The 21,739-nt window shown below is 43.7% G+C and carries 25 protein-coding genes; 14 read left to right on the top strand and 11 right to left on the bottom strand.

From position 1 onward, the window contains the following. The first annotated feature begins 79 nt into the window (after positions 1-79). Positions 80-616: a transposase gene (locus EO92_RS06230; protein WP_255350329.1), complete on the top strand. Its 537-nt coding sequence runs from the start codon at positions 80-82 to the stop codon at positions 614-616. Between the two features lie 188 nt (positions 617-804). Here EO92_RS06230 and cas1 read toward each other — a convergent pair whose 3' ends face one another. Next, complete coding sequence (cas1, locus tag EO92_RS06235; protein ID WP_156165737.1) at positions 805-1,416, bottom strand: CRISPR-associated endonuclease Cas1; 612 nt, start codon at positions 1,414-1,416, stop codon at positions 805-807. A gap of 318 nt (positions 1,417-1,734) precedes the next feature. Here cas1 and EO92_RS06240 point away from each other — a divergent pair, with 318 nt between their 5' ends. Continuing rightward, on the top strand, positions 1,735-2,262 hold the full coding sequence (locus EO92_RS06240; protein WP_235283215.1) for a nucleoside deaminase: 528 nt from the start codon (positions 1,735-1,737) through the stop codon (positions 2,260-2,262). 148 nt (positions 2,263-2,410) lie between these two features. Here EO92_RS06240 and EO92_RS06245 read toward each other — a convergent pair whose 3' ends face one another. The 7 genes from EO92_RS06245 to EO92_RS06275 all read right to left on the bottom strand — a co-directional run bounded on the left by EO92_RS06245 (position 2,411) and on the right by EO92_RS06275 (position 9,202). Next, on the bottom strand, positions 2,411-2,980 hold the full coding sequence (locus EO92_RS06245; RefSeq protein WP_052734283.1) for a hypothetical protein: 570 nt from the start codon (positions 2,978-2,980) through the stop codon (positions 2,411-2,413). A gap of 171 nt (positions 2,981-3,151) precedes the next feature. Beyond that, positions 3,152-4,525, bottom strand: coding sequence for a radical SAM/SPASM domain-containing protein (locus tag EO92_RS06250; protein ID WP_048170105.1), 1,374 nt, complete (start codon positions 4,523-4,525; stop codon positions 3,152-3,154). A 4-nt stretch (positions 4,526-4,529) separates the two neighbouring features. Continuing rightward, positions 4,530-4,856, bottom strand: coding sequence for an NHLP leader peptide family RiPP precursor (locus EO92_RS06255; RefSeq protein WP_048170144.1), 327 nt, complete (start codon positions 4,854-4,856; stop codon positions 4,530-4,532). 863 nt (positions 4,857-5,719) lie between these two features. Then, on the bottom strand, positions 5,720-6,715 hold the full coding sequence (locus EO92_RS06260) for a GNAT family N-acetyltransferase (RefSeq protein WP_048170107.1): 996 nt from the start codon (positions 6,713-6,715) through the stop codon (positions 5,720-5,722). A 23-nt stretch (positions 6,716-6,738) separates the two neighbouring features. Next, positions 6,739-7,230 (bottom strand): Fe-S-containing protein, encoded by a 492-nt coding sequence (locus tag EO92_RS06265; protein ID WP_048170109.1) that lies wholly within the window; start codon positions 7,228-7,230, stop codon positions 6,739-6,741. Positions 7,231-7,254: 24 nt separating this feature from the next. Then, complete coding sequence (locus EO92_RS06270) at positions 7,255-8,034, bottom strand: ABC transporter ATP-binding protein (protein ID WP_304413384.1); 780 nt, start codon at positions 8,032-8,034, stop codon at positions 7,255-7,257. Then, positions 8,027-9,202 carry an ABC transporter permease gene (locus tag EO92_RS06275; protein ID WP_082107955.1) on the bottom strand — a complete coding sequence of 392 codons (1,176 nt, stop codon included), beginning with the start codon at positions 9,200-9,202 and terminating at the stop codon, positions 8,027-8,029. Before EO92_RS06275 ends, EO92_RS06270 begins: the two co-directional genes overlap by 8 nt. Before the next feature lie 313 nt (positions 9,203-9,515). Between EO92_RS06275 and EO92_RS06280 the strand changes: the two genes are divergently transcribed. The 10 genes from EO92_RS06280 (at position 9,516) to EO92_RS06315 (ending at position 17,654) form a co-directional block, all read left to right on the top strand. Further along, positions 9,516-9,875: a BlaI/MecI/CopY family transcriptional regulator gene (locus EO92_RS06280; protein ID WP_048170112.1), complete on the top strand. Its 360-nt coding sequence runs from the start codon at positions 9,516-9,518 to the stop codon at positions 9,873-9,875. 25 nt (positions 9,876-9,900) lie between these two features. After that, the gene (locus tag EO92_RS17560; RefSeq protein WP_156165738.1) at positions 9,901-10,077 is read left to right on the top strand and encodes a hypothetical protein; all 177 of its coding nucleotides are present in this window, start codon (positions 9,901-9,903) and stop codon (positions 10,075-10,077) included. Between the two features lie 99 nt (positions 10,078-10,176). Next, positions 10,177-10,794, top strand: coding sequence for a M48 family metalloprotease (locus EO92_RS06285; RefSeq protein ID WP_162197451.1), 618 nt, complete (start codon positions 10,177-10,179; stop codon positions 10,792-10,794). A 1,046-nt stretch (positions 10,795-11,840) separates the two neighbouring features. Next, entirely contained in the window at positions 11,841-12,671 is an 831-nt protein-coding gene (locus tag EO92_RS06290) for an ATP-binding cassette domain-containing protein (RefSeq protein ID WP_156165739.1), read from the top strand. A 7-nt stretch (positions 12,672-12,678) separates the two neighbouring features. After that, a complete protein-coding gene (locus tag EO92_RS06295; RefSeq protein ID WP_048170118.1) occupies positions 12,679-13,383 on the top strand; it encodes a GTP-binding protein in 705 nt (234 codons plus the stop codon). Between the two features lie 2 nt (positions 13,384-13,385). Beyond that, positions 13,386-14,078 carry a (Fe-S)-binding protein gene (locus tag EO92_RS06300; RefSeq protein WP_200896744.1) on the top strand — a complete coding sequence of 231 codons (693 nt, stop codon included), beginning with the start codon at positions 13,386-13,388 and terminating at the stop codon, positions 14,076-14,078. After that, a complete protein-coding gene (locus EO92_RS18770; protein WP_200896745.1) occupies positions 14,075-14,683 on the top strand; it encodes a homocysteine biosynthesis protein in 609 nt (202 codons plus the stop codon). Before EO92_RS06300 ends, EO92_RS18770 begins: the two co-directional genes overlap by 4 nt. 5 nt (positions 14,684-14,688) lie before the next feature. After that, positions 14,689-15,318, top strand: a complete 630-nt coding sequence (locus EO92_RS18775; protein ID WP_200896746.1) for a homocysteine biosynthesis protein — start codon at positions 14,689-14,691, stop codon at positions 15,316-15,318. 621 nt (positions 15,319-15,939) lie between these two features. Then, positions 15,940-16,968 carry an inorganic phosphate transporter gene (locus EO92_RS06310; RefSeq protein WP_048170120.1) on the top strand — a complete coding sequence of 343 codons (1,029 nt, stop codon included), beginning with the start codon at positions 15,940-15,942 and terminating at the stop codon, positions 16,966-16,968. Continuing rightward, positions 16,965-17,654: a TIGR00153 family protein gene (locus tag EO92_RS06315; RefSeq protein ID WP_048163313.1), complete on the top strand. Its 690-nt coding sequence runs from the start codon at positions 16,965-16,967 to the stop codon at positions 17,652-17,654. Before EO92_RS06310 ends, EO92_RS06315 begins: the two co-directional genes overlap by 4 nt. A gap of 662 nt (positions 17,655-18,316) precedes the next feature. Here the strand turns inward: EO92_RS06315 and EO92_RS06320 are convergent. Further along, complete coding sequence (locus tag EO92_RS06320) at positions 18,317-19,414, bottom strand: DMT family transporter (RefSeq protein ID WP_235283216.1); 1,098 nt, start codon at positions 19,412-19,414, stop codon at positions 18,317-18,319. 71 nt (positions 19,415-19,485) lie between these two features. On the opposite strand from EO92_RS06320, the gene EO92_RS17565 reads away from it, so the two are divergent. Next, positions 19,486-19,641, top strand: coding sequence for a hypothetical protein (locus EO92_RS17565; protein WP_156161343.1), 156 nt, complete (start codon positions 19,486-19,488; stop codon positions 19,639-19,641). Between the two features lie 69 nt (positions 19,642-19,710). Continuing rightward, entirely contained in the window at positions 19,711-20,667 is a 957-nt protein-coding gene (locus tag EO92_RS06325) for a DUF4097 family beta strand repeat-containing protein (RefSeq protein WP_048170122.1), read from the top strand. 10 nt (positions 20,668-20,677) lie between these two features. Here EO92_RS06325 and EO92_RS17570 read toward each other — a convergent pair whose 3' ends face one another. Then, positions 20,678-20,821: a hypothetical protein gene (locus EO92_RS17570; RefSeq protein WP_156165740.1), complete on the bottom strand. Its 144-nt coding sequence runs from the start codon at positions 20,819-20,821 to the stop codon at positions 20,678-20,680. Between the two features lie 131 nt (positions 20,822-20,952). Then, complete coding sequence (locus EO92_RS06330) at positions 20,953-21,192, bottom strand: MTH865 family protein (protein WP_048170124.1); 240 nt, start codon at positions 21,190-21,192, stop codon at positions 20,953-20,955. Positions 21,193-21,739: the final 547 nt, after the last annotated feature.

Consider the following 21,739-nt stretch of genomic DNA (forward strand, 5'->3'; position numbering starts at 1 on the left):
ATCAGATAAATCACTAGGATAAGGAAGTCTTTCAGTCTGTTCTGACATTGACGAACAATCTTGGTACAGGTATTATTTAATTTTAAGACAGCCTCTAAGGGAACTCAAAGAAATTTCTAAAAAAGGAAATCAAGAGTGGGCTTTAGAAATGTCAAATCTCCTACTTGAAATGAAAAAATATATTGATCGTGTCAAAAAACTGGATTGTAATACTGAAGAAGAAACAATAAAAGATTTTGTAGAAAAATATGATTTTATACTATCTAAAGGATTTGAGAGTAATCGCCCTCCACAAGATTCAGAAGTCAATACAAGCAAAAGAGGAAAGAAAGCACAGAGCGACGCAAAGAATTTGCTAGACAGATTCTCCAAATACAAAACAGAAGTTTTGAGGTTTGTTACAGACTTGAGAGTGCCATTTGGGAATAATCAAGCTGAAAGAGATATCAGGATGACGAAAGTACAGCAGAAAATATCAGGAGCTTTTAGGACGCGACACGGAGCAGACATTTTCTTTAGAATCAGAGGGTATATTTCTACGTTAATGAAAAATGACATGTCTGTGATAAATTCACTTGAGGCGGCGCTTAAAGGAGAGCCTCCAATACCTGAATAACTACTATTATTTTTTGAGTTATTCAAAGCTCTATAAAAAAAATAATTAAATTTTACAACTTTTTTATAGCTTCTCTTGATACCGTTTTACTATTTTACTGTAAAATTTACATTTTCTCTTGATATCTTTTTACTATTTTACTGTAAATTTTACATTTTTTACATTTTACAGTAAAAGTATACACATTTTTACTTTTGACTTGAAACCAAATTATCCCATTTGTTCACTCTTTCCAGAACGTGGGCATTAAGAGTAAACGGTTTATCTGACCTGGCATTCTGCTTCATGTAATGCAAAGTACCTTTGGAAAACCCTAGTTTCTTCCAATCAACATAAGAAATATTGAGAATTTTTTGTCTGATTTCTTGAGAATCAATTCTCTCAATTTCATATTCAGGCTTAACAAAATCCATTTTTTCCTTTTTGCTAGTAAGATAATGGGCTAATTCTCTTACCTTCAAAAAGATAACATAGCTCCAAGTGCTTTCTTTTCCCTGGTAGCTTACTTTTTTGTTCAGCATATTGGTAAACTCATTAAAAATCTTCCTGGCTCCTGTAGGTTTAAGCCTCAGATTATAATTCTCAGTCCTGATAAAGTCTTTAGTTTCCATAGCTCCACTTTCAATCAGGTTGATAACTGCCAGATCAACAAGGAACCTGAAAGGCTCCTGAAGGTCATAGGCTAAACTATTTTTGCATGGTGTCATCTCGTGCAAAAAGCCTACCTGAGCATCTAGACCTACAGTATTTATGGCTCTCAAACACTCAGCTTCAAGCAGAGAATAACCATAATTTGACACTTCACTATTTTTGCCGTTCCAGACAAGTTGACTTCTATTTTTATCCTCAAATAAAAGAAAATGGTTTAACCATGAAAATTGAAGTTATGTAAATTTATTATTCATCAGTCAAATAAACAAGTTTATAATGATCAGTAAGAATTTACTTTAAAGTTGTTAATTTTATTCGTATGATGAAAAGTATTAAATGAATCAATTTCAAATGTCTTAATGATGCCGAAAAGAATACTAGCGTGATTAGAAAAGGGGGATCCTATGAAACACTTCATTACAAAAGACACGCCTGTTACGGAAGAGGCGCTTAATGTCCTCGCTCATTTGCCCACGAGAAGTCTTCCTGTGATAGTTGAAGATGAATTCTTCTTTAAACTGAGCGACCACAATATTATGCGTATAGCAGTTTTACTTGCACAAAAAAGCTATGATGAAGGCGGCTGTCCTATCGGCGGTGTCATCATCGATAACAATACGCGCCGGATTGTCGGCAAAGGGCATAATACGCTTGTGCAGGACAACGACCCTTACAACCACGGGGAAACTTCTGCCATACGCGATGCGGGACGGCAGGACTTCAGCAACACCACAATTTTCACAACGCTCAGCCCCTGCGACGTTTGCGCCACTTTGATATACATGCGCCAGTTCGACCGCGTGGTCGTCGGCGATGTTACGAACGCCTCGGGCAATGAACAGATGCTGCGCGAGAAGGGCGTCAAAGTCGATATCCTTGAAGACCCTGTGGGAATAGCATTGTATGCGAAATATCGGAGCGAAAAGCCGGAGCTTGACATGGAAGATTGGAAAGGCCTGGCTACCGTTCGCAAGTCCCGACCGGGCTATGCTTAATAAAGAAGCTTATCTCAAAAACTAATCAAAGCCTCTCAATTATTTACTCTTTCATTTACCCTTTCATTTACCCTTTCCAGAACATGAGCATTAAGAGTAAACTGTTTCTTCTTCCTGGCATTCTGCTTCATACAATCCTATTATTCCTTCACTTTATTGCACGAAGCAAAAAACTTGATCCCATAACCGGCATCACAACCAGCCAGTAAAGGAAATAAATTGCTATGAGCCCGTCACTAAAAGACGCTTCTTGTGGGTGCCTCGATGAAATTTCCCAGACTGCAAATAAAAGGGAAAATATAGAAATAATACTCGCTATAGATGAAACTGCAAGATATGCTTTCATCGAGTATGGATGCCCATGCAAAGATAAAAAGACCAGTAGCGAGAATGGGGACAATAACGCCAGAAGTGTTATCACGAGGGGTGTTACGAGGTACCTGTAGCCACTAAGAAGTTCTCCACCACTAACTTCCCAAAAACTTACAATAACCAGTAAAAATAGCGAAATACAAAACGGGAATGCCAGATACCATCCGGGTAGTTCTTTTCTTGCTTCTAATAAGAAAAGCACAGAACCGAAAAGAGAGATAGTGCTCATAAATTCTACAATGACAGCTTCATCGGAACCAGGCAATAAGTGGAACAGGTTGGTTATAATTGCGATCACAACCATAAAGATAACAGACATCAATGCCATCGCAATTTTGATCCTCATTAAATCGCCCCTATGAAATATAGATTGCCAGCTCAAAGTGTTTACTGGAATATACCTTTTTGAGGGGATTTATTAAAAAAGCCAATATGAAAAAAAAGATACGATAAATCAGATAACCTAACACTTTTGTATCAAAGATGAGGTTCCTGACTATAGCCGTTTTTCTGCTAATCAGCAAGACTTATTGATAGCTGCTCTCATAGCCTTCAAATTGGAAAACCTGGTTCGAACGTAATGTTCCAGACCATATTTCCATTCTTTGCATTCGGGTCGGCCTTTGTTAATAAACATAGCCTGGTTGGCGCAGCCTCCCATGCAGATGGGCAGCATCTTGCATTCTACGCATTCGGGATACTCGAAAGGCTCCCAGGTCAGCCACTGGATCTCGCGGTTTTCCTTATCCTTTTTTTGCCGTGTCAGGTCGCCGATTTTTCCGATGCTTGCGGGCTTGTTGCCTATTTCTGTCCAGCACTTGTACATGTCCCCGTCGGGGTCAAGCACAAAAGCATTCGTCCGATTGGCGTCGCAGGCACGGGCAAATCTCGGATAAAAGGACTCTCTGCCTGCATCGAATCCCATCTGGTTTAAGTTTTTATAAAAATTCTGGTTTATTATAGAGAATTCTTCTGTCAATATGCAGGAACTCTCATACGACTTGCATCCCGCTGTATAAGGTATAACATGGCCCAGGTAAATGAATATGTCACTCAGGTTGTTATCCTTTAACACATCCAGAAGGCTGCTTATATTCTCGATGTTGGAGCGGTCAGTGTTTACGCGGATATATGTCTCGATATCGTTTGCCTTCAGAAGTTTGATTCCTTCAAGAATCCGGTCAAATGTAGGGCCGTTGCTCCCTTTAAGCATTCTGCGGCTGTTATGCACTTCGCGAGGCCCGTCCAGGGTAATATGGATAAACTTAATTCTGCTCTTCTTAAGGTTCTGCACGGTTTCAGGGTCTTCTGAAATTAGATAGCCGTTAGTGATCATGCCAGCAGAATATCCGACTTTATTCTCTTCTGTAATGGCAATTATTTTCTGAGATAAATCAAAAATAGTTTCTTTTGCCAGAAGTGGCTCTCCGCCATACCAGGTTACAAATACATCTTTTCCAGTCTTTACTATTTTTCCGATGTAGTTGAGCAAATCCTCTTTTATCTCATCTGGCATGAAAACATTTTGACCCTCATTCTTGCCCTGGCTTTTGTCCAGTTGTTCGTAACAATAAGCGCAGGCAAAATTGCAGGCTAAAGTGGGGGCAATAACCAGTCTGACTATCTCGCTGTCATACTTATCGCTGTTATAGGCAAATTTGACCGTTCTCAGCTCATCAGCAGCGTCGTCAACGATGAATCCTCCCTTTCGTAGCTCATCAGCAAACTGCTTTTTGTCTTCTGGCAAGAGAGCGTAATCAAACTGAGAAACGTTCAATAAATCTATGCGGCTCTTGCTCACTTCAGCTAGTGCTGTAGTAAGACTGTTAAAAATCATTACCTTTTCAGGGTCATCGGTTGACCAGACAAAATTATAGATGGACGGTTTCATAGTTTTAACGTATATTTAACCTGTTACCTATACTGCTTTTGCACTCGCAGAACCCGCAGCCTCCTACACCATCGCATCCGACGCATCCCCCATTCATTTGAGTCAATTTTTGGGGCAATACCAGGTAGATAACATCAGCAGATTCTTCTAAGACTTTAACTTTCACATCTGCCTGAGTCTTCAGGCCCAGTTGTCCGACTGCTTGCTCCGGATCGTCCAATAATGCTTGCTTGAACTCCGGGTTCAACTCTGCTTTAGAGATAATGTGTTGCTTGAACTCCTCGCGGGACAGTGTGTCTGTCTTTTTGATTTCCTTTTTAAGTTTTTTCATTATTTTTACCTCCTCTCAAATATCAAAAAATGATTCTATTTTTTCAACTGTTTATTAACAAGCTTAAGAATCATAAAAAATAATTTCAAATTATACTCTGGAAGTGGATCTATAATCAAATTTTCCAAAAGAATCTTCAAGGACAATATCAGTGACAGTAACTTGAAATTATATTTTTCATAATTCCTGAGCAAACATTTCAACTTTATTAATAATAAATAATCATCCATAGTATAAATATGTGACTACAGATATAATTATTAATTATAATATACATAAAATAATTTCTGTTTTTTGTCTAATCTTATAAAGGAATTGATATTCAAAAATAAGCTCGTTAAGACTCTTATTTACTGGCTTTTCAAAATCAAGTATTAAAAATAGACTGGTAGACTAGCAGAAAAATATTGTGAGACAATATAAATTATGAGAAAATGAAAATTATGAGAAAATGAAAATTATGAGAAAATGAAAATTATGAAAAAATGAAAATTATGAGACACTGTCAATTTACAATAGACAACCTGGCTATTATGGATACTGGATATTATAATTGACTTTATAGTATCCTTAACGGCAGTATACCAAAAGTTCTGTAAATCAGGAATGACTCCATACCCATTTTTTTCTTCAACAATTAAAAGGACACAGAGCCAATCAGAATATACTGAACTTTATCTATACCGTCCTTCCTGCTACGCACAGAGTATGGCCAGCAAACCAGAAACGATTCTTACATCCGGAGCACATGTTTACAGGCTCGCTGTTTATCACATTAACGGAAATGTTTACTTCTTTTTTGATCTTGCATCCACGATCTCACATCCGCTATAGGAATAGGACTGCAAGTCCGGTTTTCCGGATCAAGTCGCTATTTTGTATAAAGCTTTCAGGGCTGAATACCTTTTATTCTCAAGGGTCACGCTGTAGTAAGGCACAAGTTTCGGAGAAAAGCCCAGGATAAAATCCGCAAATCTGGGAACGTTTCCTGCCATAACGTTCATGTATTCAAAATTTCTGGCCTTCAGGTCAAGAAACTCCTTATAATAGAGCAGGGCATTGGACCCCCTCAGGCTAAAAGCCGGGTCCCGGGCAGAAGACCAGGCAATCGTGCCTTTTTTCCCGTAAAGGGTCAGATGGGCTGCAACCGCTTCCCCTTCGGGAGTTTCGGAAACAAGCATGTAGCCAATATTTTTTTCCCGGATCAGCTTGAATACTTTTTCGAAAAAACTCATGGGTAAGGGTGGTTTCAGGTTCTGTCTCTCATATACTCTGGAAAGCAGCCCGTAATAGGTTTCAAGGTCGTTTCTTATCCTTGTCCTGAGTCCTGCCTCGGATGCGGATTTAAGGTCTTTCCGGATAGTCCTTGAAATGTTATTCTCGACATCTTCGTTCAGGTCCAGGTGATGCGTATAGTGGACCTTTGAGTCCCATCCGTTCCAGGTGAATGGCCTTATGTCCTCAATTCCCGGAGAGAACTTCAGGTGAATGCTATCAAAGCCCTGCCTGCAAAGGAATTCCCGGAGGGCGTTAAAGATCTCATGGGTCTCCTGCACTCTTTTGCTTGCTTTGGAGCCGGAGCTCTCCTTTAGAAGGGGGCCGCAATAGTCAGTCATATTGCTTATCGAAGATGCCACCTTCAGGATCCCTTTGAGGTTCTTAACAAAAAGGGGGCAGCCACCCACAAGCTCATCGTTTTTGAAACAGCCATAAATCCTGAGATCTCTTGAAAGGACGTCCCTGTAGATCTCCACCCAGTCACTGGTATGAAAGGGGGTGCCGGGCTGGACCTCTTCCACAAGCAAATCCCATTCTCTGTATTCGGAGGGTACCAATTCTCTAACTTCAATTTCGTTCATGTTAAGCCCCGTGCAAATAGCTGTTAGTTCGGTTCAATAGTTTTCTCGTGAGCAGCCACCACATCCCCGAGTTTCATAGTAATCTTGCCATCTGAAACCGTGTAAGGGATACTTTCTTTCGGATATGCCACACAGCCTCCTTCAATGCCGTTTCCTGTTGCTGCATCAAAGACCGTGCCGCAGGAATCGCAAACAAGGGTGCCCTGATCAAGGGTAAATCCGATCGAACCGCATGGAGGGCATACATTGGACCTGACAAAGACCTCGTCATTAAACCTGTATGCCATGACTGCAATTTCCCCGCTGTCGGTTTTTACCTTAAAGTGGACGTTTGTATCCTCTTCCACAGAACTGGCAGGAATGGATACCTGGTTTCCGTTGACCTGAGCATCAATCCAGGTCGCCTTTACCGGGCTTGCATCAGCTGTACCTTTTGACCCGATTTCCGTGCATCCGGCTGCCACCAGAGACACAACGACTGCTAACAAAACCGTAAGTATTAATTTTCCATTCATGTTTTTTACTCCGATATAGTTTTTTTACACCGCAACATTTCCGTCTTTTAAGTATACTATGCGATCAGAATACGCTGCAAGCTCTTTGTTATGAGTGACCATTATGACAGTCACCTCTCCTGCCAGCGATTTTAATAACGAGATTATCATGGAACCGGTGTTTGCATCAAGAGCCCCTGTGGGCTCGTCTGCAAGCAGGATTTTCGGTTTCATAACAACAGCCCTGGCAATTGCAACCCTCTGCTGTTCTCCTCCGCTCAGTTCTACCGGCTTGTGGTGCATCCTGTGAGCCAGCCCGACTCTCTCAAGAGCGCTGGCAACTGCGCCGTCATCTTTGTCACCCGCAAACACCAGCGGCAGGGCAACATTTTCATAGGCTGTGAGGGAGGGAAGAAGGTGGAACTGCTGGAACACAAACCCAACAGTCCTGCGCCTGAACTCGACAAGTTCTTTCTGGGATTTTTTTGTGATATCGATATCTTTGATGAGGATGCTTCCACCAGTTGGTCTGTCCAGCATCCCGATAATGTTCATTAAAGTGGTTTTTCCGGAACCCGACTGGCCCATAATGGACACGAATTCCCCGTCTTTGATTTCCAGATTAATCCCGTGCAGGACTTCGACTTCGTTGTGGCCAAGCCTGTATTTTTTTGTCACATCTTTGACCTGAATCAGGTTTGTACTCAGGTTCTCAGGATTAGCCGGCATTTCCGAATTAACGGAAAATTCAGGCTTTTCAGACACAGGGTTCTCAAGCACAGGACTGTCAGACACAGGACTGTTAGATACGGGATTATCAGACACTTCTCAACACCTCTGCAGGGTCAATTCCAAGCGCTCTTTTTGCAGGGATAACCGAAGCCACCATTCCGGTAAGTATACAGATTCCGGCAACCAGCGGCAGGATTTCCCACATTGGCGAAGGCGACACCGAGACCAGCATAGGCGCAGCAATGGACGAGGCTACCGTACCTATGGCAAATCCAATACCGCCACCGATTATTCCGATAATCGCTCCTTCAAAGAAAAGCATGGACACTACCTGAGCATTACTTGCACCGACCGCTCGCATAATACCGATCTCCTTCAGTTTTTCATTCACAGATGCAAGCATGGTAGAAGCAACTGTCAATGTGCTCACCAGCAGGGTAATTATTGAGACCGCCATTGCGGAAGACTGAGTATGCTCGACAACTGCCATTTCGGTATCTACAATCTGGCTCATTGACCGCGCTTCCAGTCCGGGGAACACTCCTTCTATCTGCCTGCTCATTTCTTCAACAGGGCAGTCGTTACACAGTGCCCTTACCTCTAAACTGCTGACCTTCCCTTCTTTAGAAAGCAGGTACTGGGATGCTGCAAGCGGAAGAATCACATATCCGTCTTCATTGCCGCCCGTGCTTTCTATTACCCCTGCAACAACGGCATCAATTGAAATACTCCCCTGCTTGAGGGTTATCGGGGACCCCTCTTTCAGCCCCAGAGGCCCGGCTATATCCGAACCTACCATTACTTCGGTTTTCTCAGGGGTTTCTGCAGTTATCCAGTGCCCCTGGACTTCCCACCAGGACTTGAGGTTTTTCTCCTTCTCGGGGTCTACCCCCATTATAACGACAGAAGAATTGCCAAGTTCTGCGACCCCATACAATCTTGGAGCTACAACTGCCAGGTTGGAGTTATTTTTAATTGTATAAATTTTGGGAATTTCTGATTCTTCAATATAGTTCTCTCCCATAGACAGAGAACCTATAGACGTTGAACCCGCAACAAGAGGTATGGTTGTTACCTCAGGTCTGACAATTATGTTTGCACCGAACTTATTCGATTCTTCATAAAGACCCTCGGTTGCTGCGGAAAATGTGGTGACTACAGCTACTATTGCTGCAGCAGCTATTACCACACTCAGCACTGCAAATCCGAGTTTTGTCTTCCTGCGGGATATGTCTTTTAAGACTAACATATGTAAACGCATTTGTAATCCTCAATACCTGTTGCCGATTTACTTTTCAGCGGTTTACTTTTCAACAGTTTACCTTCAATTCTCACGTTGGATAATTACGTTGAATAATTACGTTGGATAATTACGTTGGATAATTACGTTGGATAATTACGTTGAATCAAATTTACTATACACTTGATGTAAAGGTATAACTTTACGTTGAGTGTAAACATACTTTAACTTTACGCTGGATGTAAACTACCTGTGCAAAAAAAGCCCTGGATAAAAACCAGTTATCCTAAAGCTCATCACAAAGCTTATATTTGTTTACAGCAGTCGTAAAGCCATGGTTAAATTAGACCGAATAAATCTTTCCAATGAGGGTTTGACCAAATTTTTCAGTCCCATTGAAGCCCAGATCATGGAGGTTTTGTGGACAAATCAGGAGTCAACAACGCCGGAAATTACCGAAAAAACAGGTATTCCTTTATCCAGCGTGGCAGGGACCCTGGACAGGCTTGTAAAAGCCGGTTATGCAAAAAGAGCGGTGGATAAGAGCGGGAACAGGGTAAGGTATCTGTATTCTGCAACAGAGTCTATGGACAATACCGCAAATACCATCACAAAAAAAGTGCTGGACAGCCTTGTAGATACCTTCGGCAAGGTGGCTATTGAAAATTTCCATACTTATCACGGTAAAAAGTGAATTCAGAAGTGGATTAAAAAATGAGTTGAGAAGTGAATTCAGAAGTGAATTCGGAAGTGAATTCGGAAGTGAATTCGGAAGTGAATTCGGAAGTGAATTCGGAAGTGAATTCGGAAGTGAATTCGGAAGTGAATTCGGAAGTGGATTAAAAAATGAGTTGAGAAGTGAATTCAGAAGCTGTCTCTTATACACATCTGATTGAGAAGCAGGTTCTAAGAACACAAGTTTTTGGGCGGAGGATATGTTCTCCATAAAGCAAGAAATTGACTGTTATATAACGTGCATCACCGGTTCTAACCTTTTGCCATTAATAGGGATACAGGCATTTCTGGCTTTACTACTTTTCACGTTTTATCTTAAAGCCAGAAAACCGGTTCTCAGGATTTCTTCGTTCATCGCTGCACAGTTATTCATGGTCTCGGTTATAGGCACAATTGTTTCCGCTATGCAGTGCAGTCAAATGCTGACAATCGAAATCTATACCGCCTATGTCATTCTTTCAACTGTAATTATTATGCTCCTGCCAAGAGTGTATTACAAAATCCTGATACGAAGACACGGCGCCCAGCCGATTACAGACATCATGGACTGGCCCCAGGCATTTGTGAATAATTTAACCGAAGGAGCAAAGGTGTATTATTACGATTCAGCAGTACCAGGGGCTTTTGCCTCTGGAAAAAGCATTTTTTTATCATTGGGGATGCTTGAACTGATGGACGATTCGGAATTAAAAGCCGTACTTGCCCACGAAGTCTGGCACATTCGGCATAATAACAAAACTCCTGTATTGAGGCAGCTATCACTTATGACTTTCACAAAAAACCATTCAGAGGATGAACTTGAAGTTCTTGCTGACGTTTTTGCCGGTAAAATTGTTAGCGAAACTGCAGTAGAATCCGCAAGGGCAAAACTGGAGTAAAGCCCGAGTTGCGATTCGGGAGCCCGCGGTCCGTTTCACTCGCTTCGCTCGCTCAAGCGGACTAACTTATGGGTTTTAGCATTGATCTTCACTCAAGAGGGCTAAATTACGATTTCTCTGACCCATACAACCTTATTCACTGTACCGGGTCGTTTTTGTCACGCTCGGCGCAGGAGAGCGGCCTTTCCCAAAATCGTAAAAAAAGAGAAAAACCAGCAAGTAAAAACACCTGGGAAAGCCTGTAAGAAACTAACAGGTAGAAATGGCCGGTAAGCCGATAAGATAGCAACTAAAACCAGCAAGTAAAATTCTACCTGAAAAATACTTTTTTTCAGTCTTTTTTATCTATTTTTCTTCTTTTTCAACCGACCGCCAGGCAAGCTGGCGGGAGCGTCCTATATTTACCTGTGGGTTTCAAAAGGGTCTTGGGATTTAGGAAAGTATCTCTCGGACCATGTGGAGGACTTTTTTCATAGTATTCAGATCCTCTGAACGTGCCCCGATGCAGGGAAAATTATTTTGGATAGGAATTCCAGGCACATCTGATGTTTTCATTTTTATCTATTAATGCTCGATGGGTGAAGGGCGTGCGGCGCTGCAAAGAATAAACGGAAAACCCATTCGGTTTGCTCCGCCCGGCATAGTATCAACCGATTTTCCCTGAACCGGCTTGTAGTTCAAGAATTTCGAATCTGATTACTTTTTCCTGTCAGATGGGAAGTATCGCAACCTATATATGTTCACAATTGTTACTACGGCAGTGTTCACAATTGTTAACCTGCACGGGTTAATAAACTTGAGGTTTCAGCCCTCTTTTTATCCGCACTCATGTAATGACAGCTCATCAACCAGCTCTTCAGGCAATTCTTGAGGAGATGCACAGGTTCGAATTAGTTGATTCATAGTTTCTAATTAGTGTATTCTGTCCATTTTACTTCTTTTATTGTCCTAATATGGGCATATTTTTTTATAATTTAGGCATAATGGGATAAAATTCTATAATTTATGGAAAGGTTTATAAAATTAAGATAGGAATGGTTGAGTACATGACACAGCAATTTACTCTTACCATAGAATCTGGACAGAACAGACTTGGAGAACAGGAAGGGTTTGACAGGATAGAGATCAGACCCGGGGACACCCTGTCAATAGTGGGTCCGACAGGTTCGGGAAAATCGGCTTTAATCAATGATATTGAAAATCTTGCACAGGGGGATACCATAACAGGTCGAAGGATTCTCATCAATGGGGAAGAACCTCCCGAGGCCTTCGTACGGGAGCCAGCCTTCAAACCTATTTCCCTGATTACCCAGAATACACGCTGTCTGGCGGACCTTTCAGTCGAAGAATTCCTGCTTATGCATATAAGAGCACGGAGACCTGGCAGGGACGATTTACTCGATGAGACAATAAATCTTGCAAATACATTTACCGGAGAAGAGATCAGCCTTAAAAGCCGGATGAGCGGTTTATCCGGGGGCCAGACCCGGTCTCTTATGATTGCAGATGCACTTGTAATCGGCGACACTCCGATACTTCTTCTTGATGAGATTGAGAATGCAGGGATCTTCAAAGACCGTGTTATCCAGTCTCTCCAGGGAGGAAACAAGGCTGTTATCCTTGTAACACACGACCCTTACCTGGCTCTTACAGCCGGCAGGCGTATCGTAATGAGGTATGGAGGAGTTTCCTCTGTGATCGAACCGACAGGACAGGAGCAGGACCTTATTGAAGACCTTGCCGTAATTGAAGACAGACTCCACCAGATCAGAGAACAACTCAGGTTGGGAGCTTCCTTTTCCTCAGATTCTTCTTCCGGTTCTTCAGAAGTTTTAATAGCTGCGGTTGAGCAGGGATTTCAGTTGAACAGGGTGTGATCTGCAGATGAAACTCCTCATAATCGCAGGCCCTCCCAGCGGAGGAAAAACTGCTGTAATTCGCCAGATTATAAAGAACCTGCCTGAAGGCTCACTTCCTGCCTTTCTCAAAATTGACGTTGTGCATGCAACAGAAGATGAGGAACTTGCAGAAGAGTTTGGCATTCCTGTCAAAAAGGTATATTCCGGAGATGTATGTCCTGACCATATGGGAATTCTCGTCCTTGATGACGCATTGCACTGGGCGGAGAGCCTTTCAAGAAATATTCTGATAATTGAAAGTGCAGGTCTCTGTCTCAGGTGTACTCCTTACACAACACATTCTCTCGGGATTGCAGTTGTAAGCTCGATCTCAGGCACAAACTCACCCTTCAAAATGGCACCTCTACTCGCTCTTGCAGATGTGGCAGTTGTTACGAAAACCGACCTCGTCTCACAGGCAGAAAAAGAGGTCTTCAGAGAAAGCATCAGAACAGTTGTCCCGGATATTGACATTGTAGAGACAAATGCAATTCAGGGGACCGGGCTCAGATACCTGATGCGAAGAATTGTCAATCAACCGGAAATAGGGCAAGATCCTATCATGCTCAGAGGCTCCCCTCCTCTTGGCGTATGTACGATTTGTATCGGTAAAAAAGAGATTGGGTGGAAAAACCACTTTGGAGTCATCCGACCGCTGGATATGCCAGAACCTCTGTACAGAGGTGACTGATATTGATTGAGTGGAATCCACCGGGCAAAAACTGTGGGGCCTGCGGTTCCCAGACCTGTTCTGACTTTGTTGGCCGGCTTGGAGCCGGATTAGCAGAGCTGGAACTGTGCCCTTTCTACAGTAAAAACAATGTCATGAGCCAGGATAACATTTTGAGCTCGGATAACATTTTGAGCCACAGGGACATTTTGAGCCGGGAAAATCTTGCGATCCAGGCCAGAAATATCACTTACTCAGGTGTAGACGTTGTCGGGAGAGAATATGATTTCGTGCTCCTTCCGTTTCCGGGTGAGCCGTCAGCCCGCAAATTTATAGTGCCTTTCAGGGCAGACCTTGTGGAAAAATGGGATATCAAAAAAGGAGACCTCGTAACCGGCCGTCCGGCAGGCCCGGGATGTCCTGTCTATCATGCTTTGAGAGTCCTGAGTGCAAACCCGGTCACAGGTGTAATTGAGTGCCATACTGTGGGTCCCATGGCCGCAAGAAAAGAAGACGTCCATGACGTCCAGGCGTATCATGTCCACGCTTTCGAAGGAATTGCAAGTACTATAAGAAAACCCCCTGTCTTCGGGACCCGCCAGTATTTCCTGCCCGGCAACTGCATGATCGGAATTGCACATACTGCCCTTGTGAACATGAGTTTTCAAAAACCTTCAGGACTCCACGTCCGGCTTGAGGATATAAGGATATTATGAAGACTATCGAGGAAATTAATAGGAAAATCGCACGTGATGAAGCGATAATTCTAACTGCTGCCGAACTCAAGTCCATGGTACGTGCCGGTCAAAAGGTAACTCTCGATGATGTGGATGTGGTCACGACCGGAACATTTGGCGTGATGTCCGGCACAATGGCAGTTATGATGGTCCCTGTAGCCGGAAAGTGCAGTTTTGAGAGGGCAGACTCCATCTGGCTAAATGGTGTGCCTGCTCAGCCCGGCCCCTGCCCGAACGAACGGCTTGGGGTTGTGGACCTTGTGATAAACGGGACAGCGCATGCAGATGACCGGTATGGCGGAGGACACCTTTTCCGGGACCTTGTAAAAGGAAAAGAGATTGACGTCCTCGTGGAAGCACACGGCAGGAGATATGAAAATCAGGTTACACTTGATGATATCGACTATGCCAGGATCATTACCACAAGGCTTGCGTTTAAAAATTACCACGCACTTATAAACCCCACTTCGGCCACAATCAATACTATTTTTTCTGTGACGGGCCTGACAGGACCTTTTACGGAAGCAACGGTGTCAGGCTGCGGGGAAATAAACCCGCTTCAAAATGACCCCCCCGCAGGATAATAGGCGTGGGTACAAGAGTTCTTTTGAATGGTGCACCCGGTTATGTTATGGGGAGAGGGACCAGGTCCAGCTCCGATAAACCGAATGTCTCCGCCTTTGCAGATATGAAGGGAATGGACCCGGCGATGATGGGAGGGATGAAAACCTCACACGGGCCTGAGTGCCTGACTTCCCTTGCAGTCCCTATACCTGTCCTTGATGAAGAGACTCTCTCAGGATTAAAAATCCTGGACCACAATGTCCCATTGCCTGTCTCGGATGTAAACGGGCGCACTGCACATACAAAAGTAAACTACGGGCATATCTGGGAAGGCACCGACAGGGTCATCCGGGTCGAAAAAGAACGGTGCCTGCACCATCCGGATTGTGCCGCAATGCGCACCTGTCCTACGGATGCAATTTCAAATAATTTCGTTATCAATAGAGATCTCTGTATCAATTGCGGCACCTGTACACTCCAGTGTTCTGAAGGAGTATTCCGTGCAAGACTGGGCTCTATAGAACTGGCAGAAGGAACTGTCCCGATCTCACTGAGGCAGTCAGACAGGGCGCGGGCAGAAAGACTCTGTACGATGCTTAAGAACCGTATCTTGAAGCACGAGTTTACGCCAACACAGATGCTGGAACCTCTCTAACATAGAGGGTTAATCAGCCTTTTTTGAAGCTATTTGATATAAGGACATTATTTTTCAATTTTCAATTTTTTATCATCTCACTTACGTATTTAATGTTTATCATCAACGAAAAATACTCGGAACAGTGGTATTTCTCCTGAATCTATCTCTAGCCAGATAGATCTCAAATCAACCAGGCTTAAAACCCGGTTAATCAATAAACTTCTTGTAAAAATTAAACGCCTGCCCGAGAGGGCAATTTACATAAATCGAACTCATGTGCCTACATTGAAAATAAATTTACTAAATATCAGGCCCCTTATAATAGGATCTCCGCACTCGAAAAGAGACATTAAGATATATTAAAAATAGACATATATAGATCTATAGATTATATAGAGCAGCCTAAAATATATGGAAAACATAAAATATAATGAAATGGTCTGGAATACCATAAGAGACATGGATTTAAGGAGAACAGGTGTAGACTCCATAAATCAAGCATAAAGTGGAAGAAATCTGAGGCATCATAGCAATCATGCATTTAGCAATTATGAATCTGGCAATTATGCATCATAGCAATCATGCATCATAGCAATTATAGTAGTTTTGGAGTTTAAAATCTCTGGAGTAAGGAAAAAAATGGATTTACTTGTCATAGCTATTATCCTTGCAGGCTTATACATGGCCTGGAACATAGGGGCAAACGACCTCGCAAATGCTATGGGGACTTCAGTAGGAACGGGTGCCCTAACAATCAAGCAGGTCATTGTCATTGCCGCTGTGTTTGAATTCCTGGGTGCCGTGTTCTTCGGAAAACGGGTTACCTCGACAATTGCAAAAGGGATCGTTCCCATTGATATGATCAGCAGCATTCACCCGGATATTGTGGTGCTGGGGATGCTGGCTGCAATTCTTGCCGCAAGTTTTTGGATAACGCTCGCAACCTTTTACAACCTTCCCGTCTCAACCAGCCATTCAATTGTTGGTTCCGTGCTCGGCTTCGGGTTGATTGCAGCTTATAACGGAATGATCTCTTTTTCTGACATTCACTGGGCTGTTCTTCTGAAAATTGTTGCTAGCTGGTTTATATCTCCGGCTCTTGGAGCTATTCTTGCGTTTCTGATCTTTTCTCTAATAAGGAGTCTTTACCTTCACAGGGCTTCAGATATGCCTGCCGTTGAGAAAAAATTCATATTCTTACAGCTCATAACTGCCTGTTATATCGCATTTGCGCACGGGTCAAATGATGTCGCAAACGCTGTAGGTCCTCTCTCTGCCGCGCTTAACGTGATGGGGGTAACAGGAAGCGAAATCCCTATCAGTGTGCTTGTAATGGGTGGCTTTGGCATGGTAATAGGCATGGCAACCTGGGGATATAAGGTGGTCGAAACCATAGGGTCGAAGATCACGGAACTCACCCCAACTCGAGGCTTTTCCGCACAGTTTGCAACTGCCTCAGTGGTTCTGATACACAGTTACAGCTCCCTCCCGATTTCGACTACCCATACCCTTGTAGGTTCGGTTATTGGCGTAGGGCTTGCAGGTGGACTTGCAGCCGTTGACCTGGGCGTAATCTGGAGGATTGTTTCTTCCTGGATAGCAACAGTCCCCATAGCTGCCCTTACATCGGCAATAATCTTTGTGGGACTTGAGGTGATATTTTTATGAAAGACTACATCCGTTCCGTACTCGACGTGGTCGCAGACTCTCCCTTCGTCCCTCTTGAAATGCACGCTAAAAAAGGGGTGCTTGCAGTTGAGAAGCTCTCTGAAGCAATGGAAGCTTATTGCAAAGGAGATCAGGTACTTCTTAATGAGCGGACTGAAGAAATCGACATATTGGAACATGATGCCGACAAAATCAAACAGAAAATCAGGGCAAGCATACCCTCCTCCATCAGGCTGCCGGTGAACAAAAAGGACCTCCTTTCTTTCCTCAAGCAGCAGGACTCTATTGCTGATTTTGCCCAGGCTTCAGCCTACTGGATGACCCTGCGCCCCTGTAAAAACCTCCCGGATGAAATCAAGGAAGGCTTTCTGGAACTCATGGCAGCCTCCCTGAAAACCGCCAGGCTGTATGAGGAGCTTGTGGGCGAACTTTACAAGCTGCTTGCAACATCTTTCAGCAAGGAAGAAATCAAAGAAACAATGCAGATCGTCCCTCAGGTCGAAAGGCTGGAACATGATGTAGATGTGCTTGAGACAGCTCTCCTAAAAAAGATCTTCGAACATGAAGATGCTCTCGGAGGGGCGGGCGTCTGCCACCTTATGGGGCTTGTTGAAAAGGTAGGAGGCATTGCTGATAAGTCCGCAAGTGCAGCTGACCGCCTGAGGTCTATGATCCTCAGAAGGTAAGTTTCCTTTTACTTCACTTCCTTTTTTATATTAATATTTTTTCCGAACTTTGCAGGTCTATTTGATTAATTTTTGGATCTATTTCGGTGCCCGGAACTGGAAGCTTTCAGTTTTCTTCCCATGCGCCATGCGGGTCTGGGGCCGGCCTGTCAACCAGATAAAAAATAACCCAAAAATCGACATCTCAATAAAGATAGATAAATATTGAAGGAAAAGCCCCAGAACCGAGAAAATACTTTCATTTATCCGGGACCGGCTTTTCAATTTACAGGGAAATATCAGCGCCTCCGCCAGCTTGTCTGGCGGCCCTACCCAGAAAGTAGAAAGAAGCAAAAAGAAACAAAATAATTACAGGTTTCCACGGTTACTTCTACTTATTTCTTACAGGTGCACTCAATTGTTTTTACTCTTCTGCTTATCTACGTCCTTTTCTTTTTTTCGCGGGAAAGGCCGCTCTCCTGCGTCGAGCGTGACAAAAACGACACGGTACGGCGAATAAGGTTGTACGGGTCAGAGAAATCGTAATTTAGCCCTCTTGAGCGAATCTCACTGATATAACCATAAATTAGCCCTCTTGAGCGCAGCGAAAAGGACCGCGTACTGTTGCACTTGCAGTACAACTCCCAGAAAATCTCCGATTTCCTGCGATCCCGAGGCGCAATTCAGGTGGTAAAACTCGGGCGGCTGACGATTACAGCTGCAGTAAGGACCAGGAAACAGCCTGCAAGGGGGCCTGTTGAAAGGGCAACCCCGAGAAACGCCAGGTCGAAAAAAACCCCGGCAACAGGTTCGATAAGGGCAAGCAGGCTTCCTGTCTGGGACTCAAGGTTTGCAAAGCCTATGGTAGTGAGAATCCCGCCCACTCCCACAGAAACAATTCCGAAAGCCATTAATGGAAGTATATTGGGTACAAGCACGGAAATGGAAGTTCCTGCAGCAAAAGGTGCCATCAGGAGGCAGCTGATTGCAGTGCCCCAGAAAGCGATTGCAAATTCGGAATGATCTTTTTTCAGGACCCGCACGTTCATAATGATAACTGCAAGGAGCATTCCCGCAAAGAGTCCGGATGCGATCCCTATGAAATGGCTGCCGGAAAATTCGAGGGTTCCAAACCCGCCTTCCGGGCGGATCACCAGATAAACGCCTGCAATTGCGAGGAAAAGGGCTGCAATGCTCTCCTTCCCGACCTTTTCTTTCAAAACAAAAGGTGAAGCCAGCATTACGTAGATCGGGGCAGTGTATTCGAGCAGGATAGCCATGGAGAAACAGGTTTCCTTTACGCACAGGAAATAAAAGAACATGTTAACCAGGACAAAGATGCCCTGCAAGAGAAGACGAGCTCTCCCTTTTCCAGGTTTCAGTTCTCCAAGCCTGTTCGTTGCCAGAAGATAAGTGAAAATAAAGGCAAGCCCGAAGAAAAGGCGGTAAAATATTATTGAAGTTATGGGCAGGTTGTGAATATTAGCAAGGAATAAGCCTGTCATCCCGTAGAGAATACAACCAAGCAACACTGCCAGATGGGCACCTTTTTTCACCTGAAGCATAAGACAGATAAAACCCCGGATTTGCTTAAATAACTTGCCAGATAAGTCCCTGGGGTCTTTTATCCGAGAGATTTCTTCGGGAGATTTTAGTGGGAAAAGAATCGTTATCTTCTTTTGTTCGGGGAGATTCCGGAACTCAGGGTAGTCCTGGGGGGCTCTATTATTCTGGGGGCGGCATTTTACAGGACTTTTAATTCCGTACAAGTCCCATTCCATAAGGGAAAATAAATTTATTATTTCACAATTATATATATTCAATATTAGAAATTAAGGGGAAGGTGTAAACAATGGTAAATGGAAAGGTTGTTGGCGGAGCAATACTTGTGGTCATAGCAGTATGGGTTTTCATGGTGATGCCGGATTATACGGCCAGGGTTGTCGGGGGGGCAATTCTGGGAATCCTGGGAATAGCATTGTTGATAAGCGGGCTTAAAAGAGAGTAAAATGGCTGCATTCCCGGTAAACCCGGCTCATTATGTAATGAGGCCAGAAATGGAGATGGAGGATAAAGAATGAAAAGCGAGGGTCATGGAAATATTTCAAAAAACATCCTGCAGCCTTTTTTGCTTTTCATCCTGACAATTGTGCTTTTGGTCTCCGGCTGTGTTGAAGTCGGAGAATTGCAGACAGAATCCCGGTCAGTTGACCTGGGTGGTGCGAGGTCGGCAGATGTTGAACTCGAGATGTATAGCGGCGAGATGAATATAATTGGGGGTACAGGCGGCGAGGATGAACTTCTGAATGCCGAATTCCGGTACAACGTTGCTGCATGGAAGCCCGAAATTGAGTATAATGTCCTTGAGGGCCAGGGCAGGCTCATCGTTAGGCAGCCAGAAATTCAAGGAGGCATAACCGGAGGCAGTGCCCGAAACGAGTGGGACCTTCGGCTAAAAGAGGATGTTCCCCTGGACCTGAAGGCCAGGCTGAGCAGCGGGGATTGTTCTCTCAACATGGACAGTTCCCTGCTAAAAATGCTCGATATTGGCTCCAGCAGTGGGGATATCAAAGCGGATCTCTCCGGGAATCAGGCTCTGCTGGAAGAGATCGAGATAGTTCAGGCCAGTGGGAATACTTTACTGGACCTTTCCGGGGAATATCCTTCCCTTTCCGCGGTGGTTATGGATTCCAGCAGCGGGGATATAACTGCAGGTCTCACAGGCAACTACGGTCCACTTAGCCTTGTGGAAATAAAGTTGAGCAGCGGGGATGCCTTTGTGGACCTTACCGGCAACTGGAGTAATGATTCTCTGATGGAGGTGGCTGTAAGCTCCGGAGATATCACTTTATGGGTGCCCCGGAATGTAGGAGTTTACGTTGAGGCTGATACTGTTTCAGGTGATATTACAGCAAGCGGTTTCAGGCTTGAAGACCACGCTTACGTTAACGATGCCTACGGCGAGTCAGAAGTGACCTTGAGGGTAAAAGCGTCTTCGAGCAGCGGCAACATCAAACTGCTTTTTGGGGATTGAAAGATGAAGGTCAGGAAGGCTCTACCCAGGAACGGTGTTTTTCCACCCGAATTGCACCTCGCCCGAATTGCGCCTCGGGATCGCAGGAAATCGGAGATTTCCTGGGAGTTGCGATGTAATCGCAACAGTAAGCTGCCCTTTTCGCTTCGCTCAAGCGGACTAATTGAAAAAACGAATTTACATAATTACAGTCTTTCAGTGTCTTCCTTGGTTATAGCGTTAGGTGTGATTTTTTCCCCGCCCGTCTGTGTTTTCCGTGCTTAAAAATAAGAACGAAGGCAGGACTTAAAGCCCTGCTCTTTCGACTATTGTGTCTGCCACATGTTTTGCATCTTTGAATGGGAAGTCTGCTGCTGTGAGCAATTTGCCTGTGTCTCCTGCAGTAACCGCAAGGTCACCTGATCTGCATGTGGTGTCTGCGCCGGCAGGGAATGCTGCGAGCAATTCTCCGGGGGTGTTTATGGGAAACTTTGCGCCTTTAAGGCCTGCAACAATCTGTCCGTGAATATCATCTCTTACAGTCAGATCTTATCCCTCAGATTTTGTACTTTTTCCTTAAATTTTGTCTTTTTACATTGTTTTGGGTTTTTTATTCATCTGGACTTTTTACTTCTTTGCAGTTTGATTTCCTCCGGAGAATTCATCCTACAACCTCTTATTGGCAGGTTATTGATATATACTTAATCTGCATTGGGATGTAGTTAATGCATCTCAGTACACTGCACCAACTATTAAGGTCATCTCGATGTATTTCAGGAACTTATCGGATTAGCCTCTTGATGTCGAAAATAATTAATTTATGATATTAAAAGAAGTGAGACTCAGAAGAAAGGATAAAAGAAGCTGGAAAAATAAAATAAAATAAAAGTGGTAAAATGAAAAGTGAAAAAAAGTAAGAAGGAAGTAAGAAGGAAGTAAGAAGGAAGTAAGAAGGAAGTAAAAAGGAAGTAAGAAGGAAGTAAGAAGGAAGTAATAACAGCCTTGGAGCCGCTTAAATCAAATCCACTGGCTGTTTGTGCTCCAGCAGCATTGGAAGAAGTTGTTGCTGTTTCTTTTTTAAGGGATCTACTTC

Origin of the sequence: Methanosarcina sp. 2.H.A.1B.4 (genome assembly GCF_000979385.1) — an archaeon.
Classification (GTDB): domain Archaea; phylum Halobacteriota; class Methanosarcinia; order Methanosarcinales; family Methanosarcinaceae; genus Methanosarcina.